Raw genomic sequence first — 22,952 nt, 5'->3', positions numbered from 1 at the left:
TGTGCAGCATAACTGGTAACGCTCCTAACACCTGATGCAATGACAGCACTGCCTATTCCCCACCAACCCTCAAGTTCAACCAATAGCACCAGCTCCTATGCTGCTGCTAAGAAAAACCCTGTGTCCACCCTCAAAGAACTGGTGGCACGTCTTTATCGAGAACAGCACAAGGTTCAAGATTTGTTAAGCTCATTGGGGTTTGCCTTACGCAGCTTCAACAATCTCAATCAGTTTTTAGAGTTAATTCCTCTAATGGCAGCACGGGTCAGTGATGCCGATGGGGGAGCTTTAATCTTGTTTAATCGAGATGGTCAGGTACAACGCTCTGACCTACACTACCAGAACCCTCAGGTGGGTCAGACTATTCGTAAAGCGATAGAAAAGACCACCCGCCAAGTTACGAGTCCTAATGGCCAAGGGGAGAATTCTCAGCACACACCAACCTCTTTGAAACTGGTTCAGGCATCCTTTGATAAACTCTTGAGGGATTATCTTGAACCCAATATCAAACTTTTTAGTCTTCCCATTCTGGTTAAAAATGCTGAACAAGGACATTTGTATATCTTTAGCCATGACCCACAATATAACTGGACACCGACACGACAGAAGTTGGTAAGGTTAGTGGCTGACCAAACTGCAGTAGCGATCGCTAATGATGAACTTAAAGTTGAGCTACGCCATAAAGAACGCTTAGATCGAGAGTTAGAAATTGGTGCCGATATCCAAATCCGCCTACTACCGCGCCAATGCCCTGAAATTGAAGGTGTGGAATTAGCGGCTTTCTGTAAAACCGCTAACCGTGTCGGAGGTGACTACTACGATTTCATTCCCACCAACTACGACCAGCTCGGACCCAAAAACTCCGGGGATGGTAACGTCACTGATGAGCACAGCGCTTATTTACCTTGGAGCATTGTGATTGGTGATGTGATGGGCAAAGGGGTTCCGGCTGGGTTGATTATGACCATGACCAGGGGAATGCTGCGGGCAGAAGTACTAAACGGTCACTCCCCTGCACGCATTCTCGAACACTTGAATCGGGTTATGTATGTTGACTTGGAAAATTCCCATCGGTTCGTTACCCTGTTTTATTCTGAGTACGACCCCAAAACCAAGATTTTGTCCTATAGTAATGCCGCTCACAATCCCCCGTTGTTGTGGCAGGCATCAACCCGTTCTATCAAACCCTTGGATACCGCAGGGATGCTGATTGGTTTAGAAGTTGATTCTCAATACGAAGACTCTCAAGTGCAGCTCGATTCAGGGGACACCATTATTTACTACACTGATGGGGTGACCGAGGCAGCCAATCTCAATGGCAATCGCTTTGATGAGGAAAATCTCACCCAAAGCTTCCAGTGGGCCTGTGAACATAGTCATAGTGCTCAGGAAATTTTAGATTACCTATTTGAGCAAGTTCAGCAGTTTACTGGTACAACAACTAACGGAGATGATATGACACTGGTCGTAATGCAGGTAAAATCAAGGTTTCACTAAAAGATTTAAGGTATAGGAAATCATAGCAATGGTGATTGTAGGCATACAAACAGTAATAGTTCCGTTCTTATGCATTAGCGATTGGACTGATGTCTTGGGATGGCTGAACTCTCAGTTACCCATCGATGGGCTAGTTTTGGCTCAAACTATTGAAGATCCAGATGTACTTGGTCAAATCAAGACGGCCTGGCAAAACTTTATTGATTCTGGTCAGGCTGCAGCGCTGGTGATTGGCTTAGTTGTTGGTTACTTATTCAGAAATCTAACTTCGTTTAACTAAGGGAGTTGCGTGTAAAAAAAATACCAATTAAAGTAGGGTGGGCAAAGTTATCTTATCTAGAAGACTCATTTGAACCAAAATGTTTTTGCCCACCCTACAAGCTAAGGGAGTTGCGTGTAAAAAAAATACCAATTAAAGTAGGGTGGGCAAAGTTATCTTATCTAGAAGACTCATTTGAACCAAAATGTTCTTGCCCACCCTACAAGCTAAGGGAGTTGCGTGTAAAAAAAATACCAATTAAAGTAGGGTGGGCAAAGTTATCTTATCTAGAAGACTCATTTGAACCAAAATGTTTTTGCCCACCCTACAAGCTAAATCTAACTTCGTTTAACTCGTCTTTTGTCCTTTATCTTGTTTCCAAAACTGTGACTGAGCAAAAAACCTGGAGTCAGCGATTTGAATCAGCGTTACATCCAGCAATTGCTTGCTTCAATGCCAGTATCGGCTTTGATATAGAACTGATTGAGTATGACATTACTGGTTCTGTGGCTCATGCCAAGATGCTTGCCCATACTGGCATTATTTCTGAGTCGGAAGCTCAGCAGCTAGTAGCTGGCTTAGAACAAATCCGCTCAGAATACCACCAAGGAAAATTTAACCCTGGTGTTGATGCGGAGGATGTACACTTAGCTGTAGAACGCCGCCTTACTGATATTGTGGGTGATGTTGGCAAGAAGCTACATACAGCGCGATCGCGTAATGACCAAGTTGGTACGGATACCCGACTCTACCTCCGGGAGCAGATTGATCAGATTCGTAGCCAGTTACGTCACTTCCAAGAGGTCTTGCTCAATCTTGCCAAAGCTCATGTTGAAACCCTGATTCCTGGCTATACTCACCTGCAACGGGCTCAGCCAGTCAGTTTAGCCCATCACCTGTTAGCTTACGTAGAAATGCTAGAGCGGGACTGGCAGCGTTTAGGGGAAATCCGACGGCGGGTGAATATCTCACCCCTCGGTTGTGGAGCCTTAGCAGGGACTACCTTCCCCATTGACCGACATCATACCGCAGAAACCTTGCATTTTGAAGGAATTTATGGTAATAGCCTCGATGGAGTAAGCGATCGCGACTTTGCCATTGAATTCCTCTGTGCTGCCAGTTTGATCATGGTACATCTGAGCCGATTTTCAGAGGAAATCATTCTCTGGTCATCTCAGGAATTTGGCTTTGTTACTCTCCTGGATAGTTGTGCTACTGGTTCTAGCATCATGCCCCAAAAGAAAAATCCTGATGTTCCCGAACTGGTACGAGGTAAGACTGGTCGTGTCTTTGGTCATCTACAAGGGTTGTTAGTTTTGATGAAAGGGCTACCTTTGGCTTACAACAAAGACTTGCAAGAAGACAAAGAAGCACTGTTTGATAGCGTTAACACTATCAAAGCCTGTATGGAAGCCATGACCATTCTCTGGCAGGAAGGGTTAGAATTTCGTACCGAACGTTTAGCATCAGCAGTTACTGAAGATTTCTCTAACGCTACCGATGTCGCTGACTATTTAGCCTCAAAAGGGGTTCCGTTTCGGGAAGCCTACAATCTGGTGGGTAAGGTGGTCAGAAGTTGTTTGGGATCCGGGAAGTTACTGAAGGATTTGAGCCTCGAACAGTGGCAAGCCTTGCATCCAGCCTTTGCAGAGGATATTTATCAAGCCATTGCCCCTACTCAAGTAGTAGCTCGTCGGAATAGTTATGGTGGCACTGGTTTTGACCAGGTTAGGCGAGGGATTCAGGATGCATGCGATCGCCTAATTTCTAATAATGATTGATCGCTAATTTATCTCTAATCTTAGATCTTGTCGTTCGCTAGCCAACGCCCTTCGGGCTAATCGCGTAGCGTGACCGTAGGTCAATCTTGCACCAGTACAAAACTACTTAATAATAGGGAAGTTAGGAGCGGGAAACTTCGGATCAGAAGTAAGATTTTTTAGTTAGTTTTTGGCTTAAAACATACTTTGACTTTTGTTTATTCCAATAACATAACCGATACTTTTTAGCTACCAAAGTCTACCAAGATCAACTTTAGCCCGCCAATGCAAGATGCTTTCACATCCAGGGGGTATCTCCGCGCTTCTCTGACGGAATATCCCGCGAGCGCCATAAAAATGTCAACAAATTTGGTTCCACCGGGATTACAGCGCAACTATTAAACCCTTGGTTTTCGGCTTTAATTTAAGTTACATAATAATCCCTGTCGGTGTTACCCTAATTTAAGTCTAACAAATAATAAGAGTTTTTGGTAGACTCTGCGACATTTTCTTGTGCTGTTTACTAACCTTGACTTATTCTGATTCGAAGCTCCTCACTCGAAGCTCCTAAATTTTCTAAATCGACTTTCTACATCGACAGTCGTTAATCAACTCGGGTAGCTACCTCATCTGATGTAAGGAATCAGGTGTTGAGCCTCCCCATTCTAAGAGGAATGGGGATTCCCAGGCACAACATAGTTGGTTGTTATCTCCATGGGCGTAACTTTCCCGCGCACCGAGGGTAGCTGAGTAGGGTCAATACCCAGTTTTTTTTGAGACCCTTACTTTTTATATTAACACTATTTGATAGGGAAAAGAATACCCCATCCTCTTAGGTCGGGGATGAATTTTCCCTATCAAACTCTCCCACTGTGATAACTGACTCCTTACATCGCACCAGTACCACCTTGGTAATTATCCTCGTTAGTTTCTGTTGTTGTTTCCTCCGACTTAGGAGGTTTGCTACCGTACCGTCTATTTTTGGAAAAACGGCCCGTATTACGCTTGGATTTCCGAAACTTACGGGCGTAAGCTTGATTCCGCTGCGCCTTTTCCTTTTTTAGATTGCGGCGCTTTGCCATGTCTACCTCATTGATAAAAAAACAAAAACACTATCAAACCCAAGTCTTACAATAAATTCAGCTTGGTTTATTTAAGTTACCCATGTGACCCAAGGGAAAGTCAAATAGTTATTTGACCACACCAGACTTCTTGATTGTCCTCGAAGCCTACTGTTTCTAGAACTGACTGCGACTACGATTTCCTCGATTGTTGTCGTTGTCGTTAGTCTTTGGTCTAGCTTTACGGACGCGCATATAACGTCCCATCCATTGTGCACCATCTAGCTCAGCAATAGCCGAATCTTCCTCATCCGGTGTCCCCATATCAACAAAAGCGAATCCACGCCCTTGACCGGTTTCCCTATCTTTAGGAACTGCTACTTTTGATACTGTACCATAATCCTGAAATACTTCCTGTAAGTTTTCAGAGGTAACCTGATAATCTAGGTTGCCAATGTATATAGTCATTAAGAGTTATCCATCTGAGCGAACAAGTTCAGATGAAGGTCGGTGAGAGGCCGAAGCACTGGTGCATATCTACCCAGGTTATGACAGCTATGCAGCAATGGAACAGGGTAGTCAGTGCGGCCAAAGGGGGTTTTCCCCATGAGCGACTGGCGTGGTATCCCCCCAATCGTGCTTTGCATCAAGACAGAGATTTAACCATAAGTGATTCGCCTATGAACCGGTCAGGTATTCCTTAGGCTCCTAGCTGTTAACTACTCAGACGTTCAATGTTGAATTGAATCACAATGGACTTTTCAATCACTGACGTTACCGAACTTGCATCCATAATGTCTATCATAGCAGTCAGTAAAACCAACACACACAATCAACAGCCCTATCATCACATGAGAAGATTATGGCAATTTGTCCAAACCGTTATTGGGATTATATTTCGACATCCTATTACCGGTACGAGCATCATTCCACTCTTGCCGGATGGGCGAATTGTGCTAGTTCGACGTCGTGACAATGGTAAGTGGGCTCTACCAGGAGGTATAGTTAACTGGGGTCAAGATATTCCAACGACTATCGAACGGGAATTATTTGAGGAAACTGGACTGGAGTTGCTCAAGATTCACCAGTTAGTTGGGGTTTACTCAGCACCAGGAAGAGATCCCAGAGTCCATTCTATCTGTATTCTGGTAGAAGCTGATGTCACCGGAACTATGGAGGTACAGGACGTCTTGGAAATTAGTGAAGTCAAGGCGTTTGAACCGGAAGCTATCCCTAAGGGAAACCTCAGCCATGACCATGACCGTCAGTTACAGGACTATTTTGAGGGTAATATCACTGTTGCTTAATTCCCCATTCCCCACAACAGTTACCGCAGCAACTAACTACCAACCACTGACAACATTCCCCAAAAGATTAAGTAAGGATCAACAATAATCTGAGCCGCTATTGCAGGAAATTGGGATTGGAGATAAGTAACTAACTGCTCAGAGTCACCACCAGTCAGAGCAATCAGGCTCTTGGGAAACTGCCTTTGCCAATCCTCAATAAAATCCCGGATACTAGCCAATACTGTATAGACAACACCACTTGCTATTGCCTCTGATGTCTCCAGTGACCAACGCTTTGGTAACTGAGCTGGTAGTTCAATCGCAGGTAATGCTCCAGTTTTTTGTGCTAGAGACTGTAACTGTAATCCCAATCCTGGTAAGATAGCTCCTCCGATTAGCTGTAGGTTTTGGTTAGCCCCAGTAAAGGTTAGAGCAGTACCAGCATCAATAACTAAAACTGGATAACTATACCTATTACCAGCACCAAATACGGCCAAGGCGCGGTCAATGCCTAGGGTGGGATATAGTCCGCAAAGGGGTAAATCTGCCAGGGTCAATATTGTAGTATCGGAATAGTTTTGCCAGAGTGCTGTTTGGGCAGGTACTACTGAAGCAATATAAAGCGGTAATGGCTTGGATGGGTCTTTACCCTGAGCTTTTAACTGGGGTGGTAAAATTTCCGCTGACATTACATTAGACCTCCAGTCCTTGATTAACTGCGCTACAGCTGCTGGGGTTAGATGGTTGGTATCCCAGGCTTTTTTCAGGGTGTTATCCACAAACCAAGCCCAATGTAGCCGGGAATTGCCAATCACTAATCCTAAAAAGCTGTTTGCCTTAGTTGTCATATAGCAGTTATCAATTCGGTGAAGTACAAATTACTGGGTTAATGGGAGTCGGGAGTCGGGAGTCGGGGAAATAAATTTGCCTTTTGCCTTTTTCTTTGCCTAATCGATTCTAGATTTCTTTTTTTGGGAAGACTAGTCACAGTGGGAAAAAATCCCTGTTCCGGAAGAGTTGACGTTTAGTCGTTAAATCTTACACAATATTCGACAAACCTCCACAGAACTGTCGAATTATGCATTACAGACCTCACGAATTCGCCAAAATAGCTGGTGTGACTGTCCGAACTTTACAACGGTGGGATATATCGGGAAAGTTGATAGCTGATCGGACTTTAGGAAACCATAGAGTTTACAGCCAAAAACACATCAATCAACTCAAAGGCTTGCTTTCAGACGATATTAAAAGGTCTGTGGTTGTGTATTGTCGGGTTTCATCAGAGGCTCAAAGACCCGACCTGGAAAACCAAGTCAAAGCTATGGATACTTTTTGTAATGCATCCGGTCTCAAAATTGATCAGGTAATCAAAGAGGTGGGGGGAGGGATGAACTTCAAACGAAAAAAATTCCTAAATCTATTATTTCGGATGCTTTCCGGACAAGTCTCGATGATCATCGTTGCTCACAAGGACAGATTATGTAGATTTGCCTGAGACTTAATCCTGCAATTAGCTGAGTACTCCAACTGTGAGATCATAGTCACCAATAATGAATCTCATCGCCCTCAACAGGAGATGGTTGAAGATCTGATGGCGATTATTCACTGTTTCTCTTGTCGGCTCTATGGTTTGAGGCGTTATCTTCAACCAATTCAAGAAAATATTGACAAAAACATCGACAATCCGGATAATTGCGCTAAAGTAGAAGGGGAAGTCCAAATAATGGTCGAAATTCCCTTGAAGTTACCGTAAGAATAAAGGAGCCTTTCTAGTTGGTCGGTCATGGGTAAAAGGGTTAAAACTTATTAATTAAGGCTCCTTTATTCTAAGGTGTAGTCTCATGTATGCCATCAAACGAGAACTCAAAGTTAATAACACCGAAGCCAATTGGCTAGCTCAGTGCGCAGGATTATCCCGATTCGTCTACAATTACGGACTGGGGATGATGAAAGCATCATGGGAGGAGGATCATCTCAAAGCAAACGATTCTAAACGGTTGAATGCTATTAAAAAGGTGTTCACTAATGTCACTAAGAAAAGTACTGAGTTCGCTTGGTGTAACAAGTATCCAAGTCGTATTTACCAAAATGCATTCCGGAACTTAGCTAAAGCTTTGAGTCGTTGGCGCGATCCATTGCTTAAAGCAAAGATGCCAAAATTTCATAAAAAGCGTCATCAATGCAGTTTCACAGTTGATGACTGCAACGGTAAGCGACTGTTGTTTGCCGGGAAAAAAATCAATATCCCTACCTTGGGATGGTTCAGCATTATTGGAGGCGATCCCTTACAACTGTATTTCCCAAACATTGGCCTATGGCCACGCTACGCGAACACAATTGCAAGAGTTGCCGGGAAGTGGTTTGTATCCTTCAAAATCGATGCTTGTCCCGTTCCTGGGATCAAACACACCCAGCAGAAAGTCGGAATAGACCTCGGAGTCAAGTGCTTTGCCACATTGTCTGACCGCACCCAGATTGAAACGCCCTCTTCGATAAAGAAAGCGAAAACCAAGCTATCGAAGCTACAGTGGCGCAATCGCAAAAAGGTGTTAGGCAACGGTCAGACTTTGACAAAACCCAGTCAGAACGCACTGGCTTACTATGAAAGACTGAGAAAGCAACACAAGCACCTTGCCAACATTAGAGAGGATTTTTTGCAAAAGGAAACCACTCGATTAGCTCAGACTTATCAAGAAATAAAAATTGAAGACTTGAACGTATTGGGAATGTTGGCTAATCATAAACTAGCGGAGGCTATCTCCTTGTTGGGATTATACCGATTCAGAGAGTTGCTGACGTACAAGCAAAAATTTCATGGATTCAAGCTGACCCTAGTAGATAGGTGGTTTCCATCATCAAAGACTTGCCACAAATGCGGACATAAACAGAATATGCCGTTGAAGGAAAGGGTGTATATTTGTGGAGGCTGTGGAAATGTTGAAGACCGGGATCTCAACGCGGCAATCAACATAGAGGGTTGGGAAGCTCGGTAGGGGCTCTCACTGTCGATGGCAATCGATCAAACGCCTGTGGAGTGGAAGAAGCCGACTTCCCACGTACAAGAAAACGAAGCAGGAATTGAACTTCAGACCGAATGTCTAGGTTTGTGTAAGATTCATGATGCAGAAAACGGTCAAGTCATCATTGACGTTATCCCTGAACTAGAACGAATCATTGGCAAACAGTCTCCTGTGCCAGAACTATCAGCTGGTGCAGCACAAAATCGTTTTAATCGACTGTTCCAGAAATTCATCCAAGTCTTCACTACTGCTGAGCATCCCTAAAGCATTGACCATGAATAGCTGATAGCTGGCAAGGGTAGCATGAGCCTAGGGCGTTAGCTATCAGCTATTGGTGGTGACTGAACCATAATAAATCCTAAATCAGAGCCATAGCATATCCTAATCCAGCTTTCGCAAATATTTGTGTAAAAATAAAGAAAAGTTACATAACTTAAAAATAGCGGATAAAGGAGTAAAGGGATGGTAGTACTCACTGACCGGGTTCAAAAGCGGCTAACCATAGAGACTAGCGAGATTGCTCCAGATACCACAACTATTCGTTCTTTGGATTGGGATCGCGATCGCTTCGACATCGAATTTGGACTACAAAACGGCACCACGTACAACTCGTATCTGATTCGGGGCGAGAAAATTGCCTTGGTCGATACGTCCCATGAAAAATTCCGCCAGCTATATTTAGATACTCTAACCGGACTAATTAACCCTACCGATATTGATTACCTAATTATCAGCCATACCGAACCAGACCACAGTGGGTTAGTTAAAGATATCCTTGCACTGGCTCCAGATATTACTGTGGTTGGTTCAAAAGTGGCGATTCAGTTTCTGGAAGACTTTGTACACCAACCGTTTCAGCGGCAAATTGTCAAAAGTGGTAATCAGCTAGATTTGGGCAATGGGCATATCCTGGATTTTGTTAATGCCCCTAATCTCCATTGGCCCGACACCATGCTCACTTACGATGCCGGGACTAAGGTGCTGTATACTTGTGATGTATTTGGCATGCACTATTGCTCTGCTAGCACCTATGATGACAACCTCAGCGCTATCGAAGCAGATTATCGATTTTACTACGAATGCCTGATGGCTCCCAACGCCCGTTCAGTGCTATCTGCTCTCAAGCGGATGGACAAGTTGGGAGAGGTGACTACTGTTGCTAATGGTCATGGTCCTCTACTGCGCCACAATGTAGAACAACTGGTAGGAAATTACCGCGACTGGAGTCAAGCTAAGGCCAAGGCAGAAAAATCGGTTGTTGTGTTTTATGTCTCAGATTATGGCTATAGCGATCGCATTTCTCAAGCCATAGCCCTAGGCATTACCAAAACTGAGATTGCTGTGGAGATGATGGACCTCAAATCCGCTGACCCCCAAGAGGTTCAGGAAGCAGTTAACCGTGCTGCTGGCATAGTGATTGGCATGCCTCCAACCACAAACAGCACCACTACAGCAGCAGTTAGCACGGTACTTGCTGCGGTCAAATCCAAGCAATCCGTTGGTCTGTTTGAATCCTATGGCGAAGATGACGAACCGATTGACCCCCTACGCAGTCAATTTAGAAGCCTAGGACTCAAAGAAGCCTTTCCTGCGATTCGGATCAAAGACACTCCTAGTGAAACCATTTACAAGCTTTGTGAAGAAGCTGGTACTGACATGGGGCAATGGCTGAGTCGCGATCGCTTGATCAAGAACATGAAATCCCTAGATACAGACCTAGACAAAGCCCTAGGTCGCCTGAGTGGTGGATTATATATCATCACGGCCAAGAAAGGGGATATCAAGAGTGCCATGTTAGCCTCTTGGGTGAGCCAAGCTAGCTTCGAGCCTTTGGGTTTCACCATTGCTGTAGCCAAAGACCGGGCGATTGAATCCTTGATGCAAGTGGGAGACCGCTTTGTACTCAATGTACTCGAAGAAGGCAACTACCAAGACTTAATGAAACACTTCCTCAAGCGCTTCAAACCTGGTGCTGACCGCTTTGCAGGGGTGAATACACAAACCGCAGAAAACGGTTCCCCGATTCTGAGCGATGCCCTAGCCTATCTAGAGTGTAAAGTTACCACCCGTATGGAGTGTAGTGATCATTGGATTGTTTACTCTACCGTTGAGACCGGAAGGGTTTCTAAGCCAGAGTCTCTGACTGCTATCCACCATCGGAAAGTGGGAAATCATTACTAAACATTAGGTTAATTGGTTGAATTGTTGAAGGTTGAAGGTTGAAGGTTGAAGGTTGGATTGTTGAATTGTTGAAGGTTGAAGGTTGAAAGTTGATTGGTTGAAGGTTTAATTGTTGAAGGTTGAAGGTTTAATTGTTGAAGGTTGAAGGTTTAATTGTTGAAGGTTGAACGCGATTGCGTGGCCTTTTGGCCAAGGTGGGATTGTTGAAGGTTTAAGTTTAGTTGGATCAGAAGATAACCTTTAAGCTGATAGCGGCTGATAACCGATTAACCAAATAACCTTAAACCAAACAAATAACCTTAAACCTTAAACCAAACAAATAACCGATTAACCAAATAAGCTTAAACCAAACAAATAACCTTAAACTAAATAACCTTCAACCTTCAACCAAATAACCTTAAACTAAATAACCTTCAACCTTCAACCTGATAACCTTCAACCTGATAACCTTCAACCTGATAACCTTCAACCTGATAACTTTCAACCTGATAACCTTCAACCTGATAACCTTCAACCTGATAACCTGAAGCATGAGCACTACAAAACCCCGTGACGTCCAACCTCTCTATATTGCTACCGATACCCTCATATTGCGATCGCGTACTTGGGACCGGCTCAAATTTGAAATCGAATATGCATTGCAACGAGGCACGACTGCTAATTCTTTTCTAATTAGAGCTGATCAAATCGCCTTATTCGATCCACCAGGAGAATCCTTTACAGAGGTGTTTCTCAAAGCATTACAAGAACGCCTTGACCCAAAGCTGATCGATTATGTCATCCTTGGTCACATTAATCCCAATCGCCTGGTTACTCTGAATGCTCTGCTCAAGCTTGCTCCTGAGATTACCTTTGTTTGTTCCAATCCTGGTGCTAAATCCTTGCGTACTTTGTTTGAGAAACTAGAGGATAAAGCTATTCCAGAACAGGAGCTCAAAATCCTGGTGATGAAAGGGGATGACACTCTCGATTTAGGTCAAGGTCACATCCTAGACTTTATCCCTACCCCTAATCCCCGTTTCCCTGATCAGCTTTGTACCTACGATCCTAAAACTAAAATCCTATTTACAGATAAATTATTTGGTGCTCATGTCTGTGGCGACCAGGTAATGGATGAAGGTTGGAGGGTTTATAACGAAGACCGACGCTATTATTTTGATTGCCTGATGGCACCCCACGCCCGACAGGTGGAAACAGCTTTAGCTAAATTAGCAGACTTTGATGCTAAGCTTTATGCTACCGGTCACGGCCCCTTGGTGCGCTATGGCTTTCAAGAACTGACTGAGTCCTATGGGAAATGGAGTAAGCAACAACAAGCTCAAGAGGCCAATGTTGCCCTAATTTATGCCTCAGCTTACGGCAATACTGGAGCTATTGCCCAAGCGATCGCACGAGGTATCACTAAAGCTGGTGTATCGGTAGAATCCCTTAACTGTGAGGCAGCTGAGCCGGAAGAGATTGGCGATGCTGTGGAGAAAGCAGACGGATTTATCATGGGTTCTCCTACCCTAGGAGGTCATGCACCAACCCAGGTTCAAACCGCTTTGGGTATGGTTTTATCTAGCGCTACGAAAACTAAGCTAGCGGGTGTTTTTGGTTCCTATGGCTGGAGTGGGGAAGCCATTGACCTATTAGAAAGTAAGTTCCGGGATGCGGGTTACCAGTTTGGCTTTGACACGATTCGGGTCAAATTTAAGCCTACGGACAAAGACCTCAAATACTGTGAAGAAGCCGGTACAGATTTTGCTCAAGCCCTGAAAAAAGCCAAAAAAGCCCGGAAACCCAAGCAACCTGCTGGTGAGTCTTCCGCTGCCCGCACGGAGCAAGCGGTGGGACGGTTGATTGGTTCACTGTGTGTTGTGACTACTAAACAACAAGACCTGACCGGAGCGATGCTAGCTTCCTGGGTATCTCAAGCTACCTTTACTCCTCCAGGGTTAACCGTAGCGGTAGCTAAAGAACGAGCAGTTGAGTCTTTGATGCACACTGGAGATAACTTTGTCTTGAATGTGTTAGAAGATGGTAAACATTTACCCTTGATGAAACAGTTTCTTAAACCCTTTGGCCCTGGTGAAGACCGATTTGGTGGCATAAAGATCGAAGAAGCAGAAAATGGTTGTCCAATACTAAGTGATGCCCTAGCTTATTTGGAATGTACTGTAGAAAATCGGATGGAATGTGGTGACCACTGGCTAGTTTATGGGGTAGTTAAAAATGGGAAGGTGCTATCTGATGGAGTAACTGCCCTGCATCATCGTAAGTCGGGAACCTATTATTAATATTTTTTATAAAGGGAACAGGGAATAGGGAATAGAAGGAAGCATGTCACCTTTGTTAATAAGTATATAGATCCCCCCTAACCCCCCTTAAAAAAGGGGGGAATTATATTAAAACCCCCCTTAAAAAAGGGGGGAATTATATTCAAAAGTCCCCCTTATTAAGGGGGATTTAGGGGGATCTGACATGCTCCCGAATAGAACTATGTCTTAACTTTGAATTCGACTGCTATAGACCTAAAAAAAGTGATGCTCAGGAAAGAGTGTCGCTTTTTTTTTAAACCCTAAAACTATAGCCACGATTATTATACTTCATAAAAATCTCCCCATCTCCCCATCTCCCCATCTCCCCATCTCCCCATCTCTCCACCCTCCCTACTCCCTACTCCCTACTCCCTATTCCCTACTTCCAAATGGGACTATTTTCCACTAGCTGTTAGAATATTCCGGTAGCCAAGGACTAATCACAATGAAGTCTAAACTCAAATATATCCTACGTTGCACTTTGTGTGGAAAAGAGTATGAACCAGACCCTTTCCGCCTTTGCTGTGACGAGAAACATGAGCCATCCCTTCTGCGTGCTGTCTATGCTAACGAAAAGCTAGAAGTCAAAGAGAATCTCCCAGGTTTATTTCGATATATCGATTGGCTACCGGTTGATCGATACTTAGAGGCAGATGGTAAACCGATTACTTATCAAAGTAAAAATCTGGCTCACCATCTCGGATTAGATAATCTTTTCATTTGTTTCAATGGCTACTGGCCAGAGCGAGATGCTCATCTTTCGACTTGTTCGTTTAAAGAATTAGAAGCTTTCCCGATCTTAGCGAGAATACCAGAGGATAACCCCAAAACCCTAGTCGTTGCTTCAGCTGGAAATACGGGCCGAGCGTTTGCTACAGTTTGCTCTAAGCTGAAAATCCCCTTCTGCTTGGTTATTCCAGAGCAAAATTTATCCGCCATCTGGTCAAAGGAGCCGTTTGATTCTTCTTGTGTTCGTCTAATCGCTGTTGGTGGGAATGGTGACTACTCCGATGCCATTCGTATCGGACAAATCATCAGTCAATTAGAGGGCTTCTTTCCGGAAGGAGGAGCTAAAAATGTAGCCAGACGGGATGGCATGGGGCTAACCGTTGTGGATGCTACAGTCACCATTGGAGAAATTCCTGATCACTATTTCCAAGCCGTCGGTTCCGGTACTGGTGGGATTTCAGCTTACGAAGCCAATCTCAGATTTTTAGCAGATGGGAGATTTGGCAACAAAAAAATGAAGCTTCACCTCTGTCAAAACATTCCTTTTACACCCATGACCGATGCTTGGAAAGCGGGTAAGCGAGAAATTACTGCTTTGAGCGAAATAGAAGCAAAAAAATCCATTAGTCAGGTTTCGGCAAAGGTACTTACTAACCGCAACCCAGCTTACTCTCTTGCGGGAGGGGTTTATGAAGCATTGGCTGATACTGATGGAGAAATGTATGGTGTGACTAATGACGAATCAGAAAAAGCAAGGGCTTTATTTGAGGAATTGGAAGGAATAGATGTTAGTCCTGCTGCCGGTGTGGCAACTGGTGCTTTAATTCAAGCAGTTGAAGCGGGTAAAATAGGTAAAAAGGACACCATTGTGCTCAACATTACTAGTGGAGGGTATAAACGGATGCGCCAAGATTATCCGTTACACTACCTCAAACCTGATTTAGTTTTTAAACCTGAAGAGATCGAGCCTGATTTTCTGGAACAGACCATTACGACTGTATCATAACGGTTTACCAGTTAAACAGTTTAATATCCATGAAAACCCTATCCACTCTTGCAGTCCATCAACTCAAACCGTTTGGGGTGAAGCTGACGAACGTTGATCTTAATTCCCCAGAACAATGCGATCGCATTCGAGAGCTGCTCTACGAAAATGGGGTAGTGATTATTCCTGCTGACGGAGGCAGTGTCGGCCCTCAACCAATCCAAGCTGACGCCAGCCTGTTAAAGTTAGCGGGACTTTTTGGCCAAGTTGAAAACTACCACCCAGTAAACGCACCCAAAGACACCGCTGGCAAGGTGCAAATTCTCGAAACCATCGGTGACACGGGGACTCCAGCGGATTCATTCTTGTTCGACTCAAATATGAGCTGGCGAGTTAACCCATCCCGGGCGAGCGTACTCTGTGGGGAAATCCTGGCTCCTAGCGGTGGTAATACCTGCTTCCAAAGTGCTAACCAAATGTACCGCAATCTGTCACCAGAACTAAGGGAGCAGTTGCATGGTATCAGCGCTCTCCACTCTCTCCAGAAGGGTTATGCCCGGGTCAACCCACCGGATGATGTGACTAATGACGTGCAGGCTATTCATCCGGCAGTGATTAAGCATCCCGACACAGGTGTTCCACTGCTCTATCTAAACCCAAATTTCACCGTGTCCTTGCTAGGAATGTCGGAAGAGGAGAGTACGGAACTTTTGAACCGCGTCTTTGACGAAGCCAACCGTCCAGACCAGGTTCTTTGCCATTCCTGGACTAAGGGGGATGTGGTGATCTCGGACAACTTGGGAGTGCAGCACCTGGCTAGGGCAGACAACCAAGGGCTACACCGAATGCATCGGGTGGTGGCTCACGACCCTTATCTGCGGACAGAGCGTTATGTAGGGGAAACAGGGGATGTCAAAGAAGCCATCAGTAATATCGAGCACTACCTCAAGCAAGATGACAATCAGGCTGGTTATCAGGAATGGGCATTCCGCTATGAACAGGATGTAAATCGAGCTGGCTACAAAATCCCAGCCATTGCCACGGATATTTTGGCGCAATATCTCGGTCAACTGGTGCAAACCGATAAACCACTAATCTTGGATGTGGCGGCTGGTACAGGGAAGAATGCCTTGCTGTTGATGCGTAATCATGGCCTCACCAACCTAGAGGCAATGGACGTTTCCACCGAGATGTTGTTCGAGGCGCGTCGCCGGGAACTCTACCATAAGTATCATGTAGAAGATGCTAATCAACCCTTGCCCATACCCGACCGTCAGTACGATGCTGTGCTGTGTGTGGGAGGGCTTTCAGGAAGCCAGATTCGAGCACAACCAGCCTTGGAAGAGTTCATCCGGGTCACAAAGGATGGCGGACTCGTAGTCTTGTCAATGCGGGAAGCCGAGAGTGAATACACTGCCGAGGTTAGCCGACTAGTGACCACAGGGGTGGCTGAGGTGGTACATAAGCACTCATTTGTGGGGATTGAAAGCAACCAGGAAGTACAGCACCAGATCTTTGTCCTGGGAGCACTTAGCGATGATAATTCCGACTAGTCAGCGGCCCAATACAACCAAGCACGCAGCCCCTTTGGGGTAAAAGAGATCTTGGGATTTGTCCGCCCAGGAGATGTGGTGTTAGACGCTGGCTGCGGCACAGGGCAGCACGCACGATACCTTGCTGAGGTGGCCAGTAAAGTTGTGGGAATTGACACAGATTCCGCGAGGATTGCGATCGCCCAAGAAAATTGTCAAGACTTGGACAATGCCAGCTTTGAAGTGGGTTCTGTCACCAAGCTTCCTTTTGAGGACGGTTGCTTTGACCTAGTGCTGTTGGCCCAAGTGCTACACCACCTTGGAGGGGAAGATGTGCATTCAGGCGAAACTTCAACGTCTTTAAGGGAGCAATGTGAGCGGGCGATCGCGGAAGCAAAACGAGTGCTGAAAGCTGGTGGACGACTTGTACTTGTGACTACTAGCCGAGAGCAGCGTCGTAAAGCTTACTGGCATTTTAACCTATTTCCAGAATCAGCCTGGGAGCGTCTGGATTCGGTCTGGTCCCTGACCGAGGGTGTTTGGTTCACATCGCTGATGGAAAAAATGGGGTTCACCATGACTGGTAATGTAAGCCCAGCGGAATCCCACTGGATTGAAGCCCAGGATGAAAAGATGGTGAGGCTAAGCCTTGACCCTGGTTGGCGGTCAACAGATGTGGCATTTGCATTGCTGACACCTGATGAAATGAGTCAGTTTGTGGCTAAGGTCGAGGGGGTGCTAGGGGATGGCTCTGCAAAGGAGCTAATCAATGGGGCGCTTGCAGGGCGTGCTTCCCATGGGGAGGCTACGGTATATGTCTATGATCTTAAATCTGACCTTTAAAGCCCTGTTGTGATTGTTGATATTTTCCTCAAGGTGGAGAAAATCGGGAGTATGTCACCTTTGTAATTATGTACATATATCCCCCCTAACCCCCCTTAACGAAGGGGGGAATTAGATTCAGGAATTAGATTGAAAAGTCCCCCTTATTAAGGGGGATTTAGGGGGATCTGAATCAGGAATTAACAAAACTGACATGCTCCCGGTAAAATCTCATTCAGTCAAGTTATTTTTTACTTCCTTCGATCATCACACCAACCCAGCCCAAATCATGAGTTTCCATAGAAAATCCTATAGATTCAAGCAACTCCTGGAAATAGCTGAAAGGATAAGCATTAGGACAATGGGAACCCCCTTCTAAAATCACTTGATTGCCATTGATACTTTCTACTTTTAAACCCGTTTTAGCATAAAAGCGTAAGCGCTCATCCATGACTTATGGACCACATTTGAAAGTCGAAATAAATATCTTTTCCTCTACTAGTTTTTCGAGATTATCGAAAATAATTTCATGAACTTCTTGAGGAATATTGCCAATCGTATTCCATCCCAATAAAGCATAAGTAAAAGTTTCTTGAACCAGAGTGGGTAAATGTTCTGCTCTTCCGAGAATGACGTTTACATTATCAAAAGTGGCAGTTGATTCTTTAGCTAGGTTTACCAATTGTTCAGCAAAATCAATTCCTGTGATCTTACCGACAAGGGGAGCAAGATGACGAAGATAACGTCCCTCACCACATCCTACCTCCAGAACACTATCCACCCCTTCAAAGGTTCTCTTGATAAATTCTTCTTCTAACTTCTGATACTCCCTGACTCCTTCCGTCTCATTTTGAGGATCGAGCAAAGTCAATCCGATCCCTTCGTAAAAGTCTTTGCTATCTTTCATTATTTCTTCTATCCTTTAACAGCTTCACATAGTTTACCATAATCAAGTAAATTATGGAAAAACGTTTCTAGATCGGCTTTTTGCAATTCAGGGTTAGCCAGGATTAACCGAATCATAACCAGACCTTGATAATGAGCATAGTTGACAAAAGCTGTTCCAGTATGAAATAATTGGTTGCGTATGTCTAGATTCAGCTGGTCTAACCCAGTAGCGTCAAGCGGTTCATCTTTGGGGATATAACGGAAACAAATATTCAAAAATTGTGGTTCAGCGATTAATTCTAAATTATCGCAACGGCGGATATACTCGGTGGCGTAATTAGCTAGGTCAAATAAATGATTGACCAGCTGCTCATAACCTTTTTTACCATAGTATTTCCAACACAGCCATAATTTTAGGGCATCTACTCTCCGACCACATTGTAACGACTTAGTCCCTAAATTATAGAAATTATTTTCATCATCATGGAATAGATAATCGGTACCTCCCCCAGAACAAGCCTCTGACAATATTCCTTTTTCTTTGACTAAAATAGCCGAACAAATTAAAGGAACTCCCATTAACTTATGAGCATCCCAAGTAAAGGAATCAAATAACTCACTTCCTGCTAACAAATGCTGGTGTTTTTCACTAAATAAAACCGGCCCACCCCAAGCCGCATCCACATGCAGCCACAAGCCATATTTCCTAGTAATTTCGGCAAGGGTTGGTAACGGATCGAAGGCTCCTAAAACAGTTGTACCGGCAGTTGCACCCACAAAGAACGGTGTTTTTTCTTCTGATAAGCTCTGTTGAATCGCAGCTTCTAGTGCTTCGGGAATCATTTTGCCATCAACATCAGACTTAACCTTGACTAAATTTTTGATACCAATCCCTAACAAATTGGCAGCTTTTAAATAGGAATAATGAGCTTGATCGGAAACAAAGGCGACTAACTGATGATTACCCAATCCCTGCAATTTAGCTTCCGGTAAAACTTGATGTCGTCCACAAAGCATTCCGATCAGATTAGCATTACTTCCTCCAGTTACCATCAACCCTTCACCTGGATTAAACCCCACTAAACTGTTCAATTGTTTAATCAATTCTATTTCCATCAGGGTGGCTACTGGGGCGACATCATAGGTGTGCATGGTAGTATTGGTGGCACTGGTCACCATGTCGGCTATTATTCCCGGAATACTAGACCCACTAAAAAGTAGATTAAAAAATTGAGTGCTACCGGTTCTAACGCTATAGTTCAGGTAAGATTCTACTATAGGAATTAAGGCTTCTAACGCTACTCCCTCATCGGGTAAGGTTAAATCGAGTTTTTCCTTAAGATCATTAGCGGTTTGATAATTAACAACTTTGGGATCGGGTTCCAAATTAGCGTCTAAATAGTTGAGAATTATGGTAAAGGCTTTAGTCAGGGTTGTTTCTGTATCTTTCATAGGGAGTGGGGAGTAGGGAGTAGGGATTAGGGAGTAGGGAGTAGGGAAAATTTACTCTATATTATTACTAGTAAAAACGCTATAATTGGAGATATTATCGACGGATATACTATAATTTAGTGTAATGCTAATAATCGGCAATGATATCAATCATAACAGGTTTTTGTTATTAAAGCAACCATAGAAAAATTTTAATTATTCTATCGGTATAGTTAACGGCACAATACCGATTTGTAGGCGTTGCTGAATCTTCGCGCTGAATAGAAGTAGAGTGGGCATCCTGCCCGCCCGAAAATATATTGAAACTGGCAAGATGCCAGTTCCACGCAAGATGCCCATTCCACAAAACTCTTAAAATCATTCTATTATTAAGCAACGCCTAAAATTATCCTGCTCTCCGGCTTTGTAGATATAGCAGAGCAATCGCCCATAATTGCCCCGATGTTTATCCAGGCAAACCTCCACCGGATCGTTGGTGTCGAATTCAAGATCCACCCATACATCCTGATTGGGTATCCCTTGCTCGTTTGCCCCGAAATACTCCTTCGCCCATTGTGAGGCCAGGATGCCAGCGTTGGTTATAGGTTTACTGCCAGCGCGCTGACTTTCCTCTGTGTCAAGACAAACAAACCGAATTGATTCTTGCTCATTATCCAAGAGTATCTTGATGGTGTCACCGTCAACAACTTTGATCAGTTTGAGATTTTTGATAACTGTACCTTTCATTAGCTCTCCTCTTTGTTGGTCAACCATGAAATGAGGGATTAGAATTGCTTGTTGTTTGAGGTGCAGTGCCAGAAGATATAATGGGTGTGATATAAGTGTTTTTCTGACCTTTCCTATAGGATATCATGTTTTTACAAATCTAATTCAGTCAGTGGAGTTTCATCTCCAGTTTGATGTTGGTGAAGGCTAATTTATTAGGTAGCAGGGAGCAGGGAGCAGGGAGCAGGGAGCAGGGAGCAGGGAGCAGGGAGCAGAGAGTAGGGAACAGGGAACAGGGAACAGGAAAGTGGGCAAAAATTTTGTATGCCTCATAGGTATGATAAACGCTATCATAAAAATTACACCTAAAAAAAGCGTAAGCATAACTTTAGCGATGCATCGTTTTTTTTTATTAACTTTAAAATTATAGCAATATAAGTATAGTTTAGGATATATTATTTGGGTTTATATGATGTCAGGATAATTACCCTTAATCCAAATCTCCCCCATCTCCCCGCGCCCCCTCCCCACACTTCCCACACTTCCAACCCTCCCCACACTCCCTACTCCCTACTCCCTCCTCCCTAAAACCCAAGACGAAGGTACCTCACCCCATTGAAAACTGCTATAGTTATGACTGAAGGTAAGACTTCATGATAAAAACCCTGGGAGAGGATTTCATGAAACGACAAGTAAGACAAATTACGTTAGGAATGACTCTGATCGCTTGCTTAATGGGTTCAATTGCCTGTGAGTCAACGTCCTCTGTTAAAAAAACTAAAGTTCGTTCTGCCCATAGTAACTGGATCGAGGAACAGTTTCAAACCGAGATAGTCAATATTGGTCTGGAAAAACTTGGTTATGAAATAGAAAAACCGAAAGAAATTAGCTATCCGGTTATTTATGTGTCTGTGGCTAATGGCGACCTAGATTATAGTACTATTAACTATGAAAGAGGACACCAAGAATTCTTTGAAAATGCTGGGGGTACCAAAAAGTTAGAGCGAGTTGGAGTTCTTACTCCTGATGGGATACAAGGCTATCAGATCGATAAAAAAACTGCTGATAAATATAATATTAATAACCTGGAACAATTTAAAGACCCAAAAATTGCGAAACTATTTGATACAGATGGCAATGGTAAAGCCAATTTAATCGGTTGTGATCCTGGTTGGTTTTGCGAAATAGTAATCGATCATCACCTTAAAGCTTACGGATTAGAAGATACGGTTGAACACACTAGAGGACAATACATTGTGCTACTTGCAGATGTTATGACTCGCTACAAGCAAGGGGAAAGTGTTTTATATTATGCTTATAATCCTCACTGGATATCTACCGTATTAAAACCGACGCAAGATGTAGTTTGGTTAGAAGTTCCCTTTACATCTCTTCCTGAATTGCAAAAAAATATAACCGAAAAAGAAACCTCAGTAGACGGAAAAAATCTCGGATTTGCTGTGGATCGTCAGCGCATTTTTGCTAACAAGAAATTTTTGGCAGCTAACCCAGTTGCCAAGCGTTGGTTTGAACTAGTTCAAATTCCGGCTGAGGACATTAACGTTGAAAGCCTAAAGATCAAAGAGGGTGAGAACACTCCAGAAGATATACGCCGCCATGCTAAAGAATGGGTTGAGAATAATCAAGAGTTGTTTGATAAGTGGGTAGAAGAGGCAAAAAAGGCAGGAGGGGATTCTATTTAAAAATAGGGAATAGGGAATAGGGAATAGGGAATAGGGAGTAGGGAGTAGGGAGTAGGGAGTAGGGAGTAGGGAGTAGGGAGTAGGGAGTAGGGAGTAGGGAGTAGGGAGTAGGGAGTAGGGAAAAAATTTGTGTATCTCATCGGCATTATAAAGGCTAGATAAGTAAAAATATATCAACAAAAAAAGCGTTCGCTTTTTTTTATTCCCCCTAAAACTTCCAAAAAAAAATTTTTTTAAACCCTTGACAAACCTATTAATAATCATTATTATTATAAATATAACGACGAATTCAATCTTTGATTCATGTCAAAAAACCCAAACCTAAAAAAACAACCTGTTGAGCACACTATGAAAGGCTCTCGTCAAGCAGTAATGCATAGTATGCACATGCTTTATGTCTTTGGCTATGCCGAGATTTGCGAGTGGAGCCCTCTGGAGCCGACTGATGTTCCAGACGAAGTGATTACTACAATGATGAAGTATTGGCTGTTGCCATAACAGCTTAAATTTCTGGGGGGTTTTCCCCCAGGATAAAGGCTCCGGTCTGGTCGGATAGCGTGACCTTTGGCCAATCAAATAACATCACATCAGGTTAGGTTTGGGATCTGACTGACATCAAAATTTAAATCCACTTACTGTGGCATTGAAAAAGCCGTGGACATTATGTCTACGGCTTTTTTTTATGTTTGAGACTTGTATTTTTTATCTGTTGCTTGTTGCCTTTTGCTTTTTGCCTTTTCCTCAAAATATTTTATAAGATCATGTGGTC

At 43.8% G+C, this 22,952-nt stretch carries 25 protein-coding genes and 1 pseudogene; 16 read left to right on the top strand and 10 right to left on the bottom strand.

Annotated features, from left to right (window positions below; genetic code table 11):
• The first annotated feature begins 39 nt into the window (after window positions 1–39).
• From F6K49_RS20655 to argH, 3 genes are all read left to right on the top strand, one after another.
• Window positions 40–1,497 (top strand): PP2C family protein-serine/threonine phosphatase, encoded by a 1,458-nt coding sequence (locus F6K49_RS20655; protein WP_293022082.1) that lies wholly within the window; start codon window positions 40–42, stop codon window positions 1,495–1,497.
• A 28-nt stretch (window positions 1,498–1,525) separates the two neighbouring features.
• Complete coding sequence (locus F6K49_RS20650; RefSeq protein WP_293022083.1) at window positions 1,526–1,777, top strand: hypothetical protein; 252 nt, start codon at window positions 1,526–1,528, stop codon at window positions 1,775–1,777.
• A gap of 365 nt (window positions 1,778–2,142) precedes the next feature.
• On the top strand, window positions 2,143–3,537 hold the full coding sequence (gene argH, locus F6K49_RS20645; RefSeq protein ID WP_293099663.1) for an argininosuccinate lyase: 1,395 nt from the start codon (window positions 2,143–2,145) through the stop codon (window positions 3,535–3,537).
• An 866-nt stretch (window positions 3,538–4,403) separates the two neighbouring features.
• Here argH and F6K49_RS20640 read toward each other — a convergent pair.
• The gene (locus F6K49_RS20640; RefSeq protein ID WP_293022085.1) at window positions 4,404–4,598 is read right to left on the bottom strand and encodes a hypothetical protein; all 195 of its coding nucleotides are present in this window, start codon (window positions 4,596–4,598) and stop codon (window positions 4,404–4,406) included.
• A 156-nt stretch (window positions 4,599–4,754) separates the two neighbouring features.
• Window positions 4,755–5,045 carry an RNA-binding protein gene (locus F6K49_RS20635; RefSeq protein WP_293099656.1) on the bottom strand — a complete coding sequence of 97 codons (291 nt, stop codon included), beginning with the start codon at window positions 5,043–5,045 and terminating at the stop codon, window positions 4,755–4,757.
• Between the two features lie 89 nt (window positions 5,046–5,134).
• Here F6K49_RS20635 and F6K49_RS20630 point away from each other — a divergent pair, with 89 nt between their 5' ends.
• Window positions 5,135–5,281, top strand: a complete 147-nt coding sequence (locus tag F6K49_RS20630) for a hypothetical protein (protein WP_293099654.1) — start codon at window positions 5,135–5,137, stop codon at window positions 5,279–5,281.
• Window positions 5,282–5,428: 147 nt separating this feature from the next.
• Entirely contained in the window at window positions 5,429–5,884 is a 456-nt protein-coding gene (locus F6K49_RS20625) for an NUDIX hydrolase (protein WP_293099661.1), read from the top strand.
• A gap of 32 nt (window positions 5,885–5,916) precedes the next feature.
• Here F6K49_RS20625 and F6K49_RS20620 read toward each other — a convergent pair whose 3' ends face one another.
• Window positions 5,917–6,714, bottom strand: coding sequence for a pantothenate kinase (locus F6K49_RS20620; protein WP_293099652.1), 798 nt, complete (start codon window positions 6,712–6,714; stop codon window positions 5,917–5,919).
• 230 nt (window positions 6,715–6,944) lie between these two features.
• Here F6K49_RS20620 and F6K49_RS20615 point away from each other — a divergent pair, with 230 nt between their 5' ends.
• The 9 genes and pseudogenes from F6K49_RS20615 to F6K49_RS20575 form a co-directional block, all read left to right on the top strand.
• Window positions 6,945–7,361 carry an IS607 family transposase gene (locus F6K49_RS20615; RefSeq protein ID WP_293099650.1) on the top strand — a complete coding sequence of 139 codons (417 nt, stop codon included), beginning with the start codon at window positions 6,945–6,947 and terminating at the stop codon, window positions 7,359–7,361.
• Between the two features lie 81 nt (window positions 7,362–7,442).
• Window positions 7,443–7,619 carry a hypothetical protein gene (locus tag F6K49_RS20610; protein ID WP_293099647.1) on the top strand — a complete coding sequence of 59 codons (177 nt, stop codon included), beginning with the start codon at window positions 7,443–7,445 and terminating at the stop codon, window positions 7,617–7,619.
• 88 nt (window positions 7,620–7,707) lie between these two features.
• Window positions 7,708–8,859 carry a transposase gene (locus F6K49_RS20605; RefSeq protein WP_293099644.1) on the top strand — a complete coding sequence of 384 codons (1,152 nt, stop codon included), beginning with the start codon at window positions 7,708–7,710 and terminating at the stop codon, window positions 8,857–8,859.
• Between the two features lie 15 nt (window positions 8,860–8,874).
• On the top strand, window positions 8,875–9,150 hold the full coding sequence (locus tag F6K49_RS20600; RefSeq protein WP_293099641.1) for a hypothetical protein: 276 nt from the start codon (window positions 8,875–8,877) through the stop codon (window positions 9,148–9,150).
• A gap of 198 nt (window positions 9,151–9,348) precedes the next feature.
• On the top strand, window positions 9,349–11,067 hold the full coding sequence (locus F6K49_RS20595) for a diflavin flavoprotein (RefSeq protein ID WP_293080596.1): 1,719 nt from the start codon (window positions 9,349–9,351) through the stop codon (window positions 11,065–11,067).
• 530 nt (window positions 11,068–11,597) lie between these two features.
• A complete protein-coding gene (locus tag F6K49_RS20590; RefSeq protein WP_293099636.1) occupies window positions 11,598–13,346 on the top strand; it encodes a diflavin flavoprotein in 1,749 nt (582 codons plus the stop codon).
• A 466-nt stretch (window positions 13,347–13,812) separates the two neighbouring features.
• A complete protein-coding gene (locus F6K49_RS20585; RefSeq protein WP_293099632.1) occupies window positions 13,813–15,102 on the top strand; it encodes a cysteate synthase in 1,290 nt (429 codons plus the stop codon).
• Between the two features lie 29 nt (window positions 15,103–15,131).
• Window positions 15,132–16,634 carry a TauD/TfdA family dioxygenase gene (locus F6K49_RS20580; RefSeq protein WP_293099629.1) on the top strand — a complete coding sequence of 501 codons (1,503 nt, stop codon included), beginning with the start codon at window positions 15,132–15,134 and terminating at the stop codon, window positions 16,632–16,634.
• Window positions 16,635–16,655: 21 nt separating this feature from the next.
• Window positions 16,656–17,456: pseudogene (locus F6K49_RS20575) on the top strand (class I SAM-dependent methyltransferase); the annotation flags it as partial.
• A 223-nt stretch (window positions 17,457–17,679) separates the two neighbouring features.
• Here the strand turns inward: F6K49_RS20575 and F6K49_RS20570 are convergent.
• From F6K49_RS20570 to F6K49_RS20545, 6 genes are all read right to left on the bottom strand, one after another.
• A complete protein-coding gene (locus F6K49_RS20570) occupies window positions 17,680–17,886 on the bottom strand; it encodes a hypothetical protein (RefSeq protein ID WP_293099626.1) in 207 nt (68 codons plus the stop codon).
• Between the two features lie 3 nt (window positions 17,887–17,889).
• Window positions 17,890–18,342 (bottom strand): class I SAM-dependent methyltransferase, encoded by a 453-nt coding sequence (locus F6K49_RS20565; protein ID WP_293099623.1) that lies wholly within the window; start codon window positions 18,340–18,342, stop codon window positions 17,890–17,892.
• An 8-nt stretch (window positions 18,343–18,350) separates the two neighbouring features.
• Window positions 18,351–19,775: a pyridoxal-dependent decarboxylase gene (locus F6K49_RS20560; protein ID WP_293080572.1), complete on the bottom strand. Its 1,425-nt coding sequence runs from the start codon at window positions 19,773–19,775 to the stop codon at window positions 18,351–18,353.
• 195 nt (window positions 19,776–19,970) lie between these two features.
• A complete protein-coding gene (locus F6K49_RS20555) occupies window positions 19,971–20,114 on the bottom strand; it encodes a hypothetical protein (protein WP_293073540.1) in 144 nt (47 codons plus the stop codon).
• Between the two features lie 18 nt (window positions 20,115–20,132).
• Window positions 20,133–20,501 (bottom strand): hypothetical protein, encoded by a 369-nt coding sequence (locus tag F6K49_RS20550; RefSeq protein ID WP_293080570.1) that lies wholly within the window; start codon window positions 20,499–20,501, stop codon window positions 20,133–20,135.
• Window positions 20,502–20,687: 186 nt separating this feature from the next.
• Window positions 20,688–20,813 carry a hypothetical protein gene (locus F6K49_RS20545; protein ID WP_293045587.1) on the bottom strand — a complete coding sequence of 42 codons (126 nt, stop codon included), beginning with the start codon at window positions 20,811–20,813 and terminating at the stop codon, window positions 20,688–20,690.
• A 347-nt stretch (window positions 20,814–21,160) separates the two neighbouring features.
• On the opposite strand from F6K49_RS20545, the gene proX reads away from it, so the two are divergent.
• Window positions 21,161–22,183 (top strand): glycine betaine/L-proline ABC transporter substrate-binding protein ProX, encoded by a 1,023-nt coding sequence (gene proX / locus F6K49_RS20540; RefSeq protein ID WP_293099618.1) that lies wholly within the window; start codon window positions 21,161–21,163, stop codon window positions 22,181–22,183.
• Here proX and F6K49_RS20535 read toward each other — a convergent pair.
• On the bottom strand, window positions 22,180–22,323 hold the full coding sequence (locus F6K49_RS20535; protein ID WP_293099615.1) for a hypothetical protein: 144 nt from the start codon (window positions 22,321–22,323) through the stop codon (window positions 22,180–22,182). The two genes, proX and F6K49_RS20535, sit on opposite strands and share 4 nt — an antisense overlap.
• A 163-nt stretch (window positions 22,324–22,486) precedes the next feature.
• On the opposite strand from F6K49_RS20535, the gene F6K49_RS20530 reads away from it, so the two are divergent.
• Complete coding sequence (locus F6K49_RS20530) at window positions 22,487–22,681, top strand: hypothetical protein (protein ID WP_293030565.1); 195 nt, start codon at window positions 22,487–22,489, stop codon at window positions 22,679–22,681.
• Window positions 22,682–22,952 lie beyond the last annotated feature (271 nt).

The organism is Moorena sp. SIO3I6, from assembly GCF_010672095.1.
Note: the sequence above shows the minus strand (reverse complement) of the source record. Positions and strands in the feature narration are given on the sequence as shown.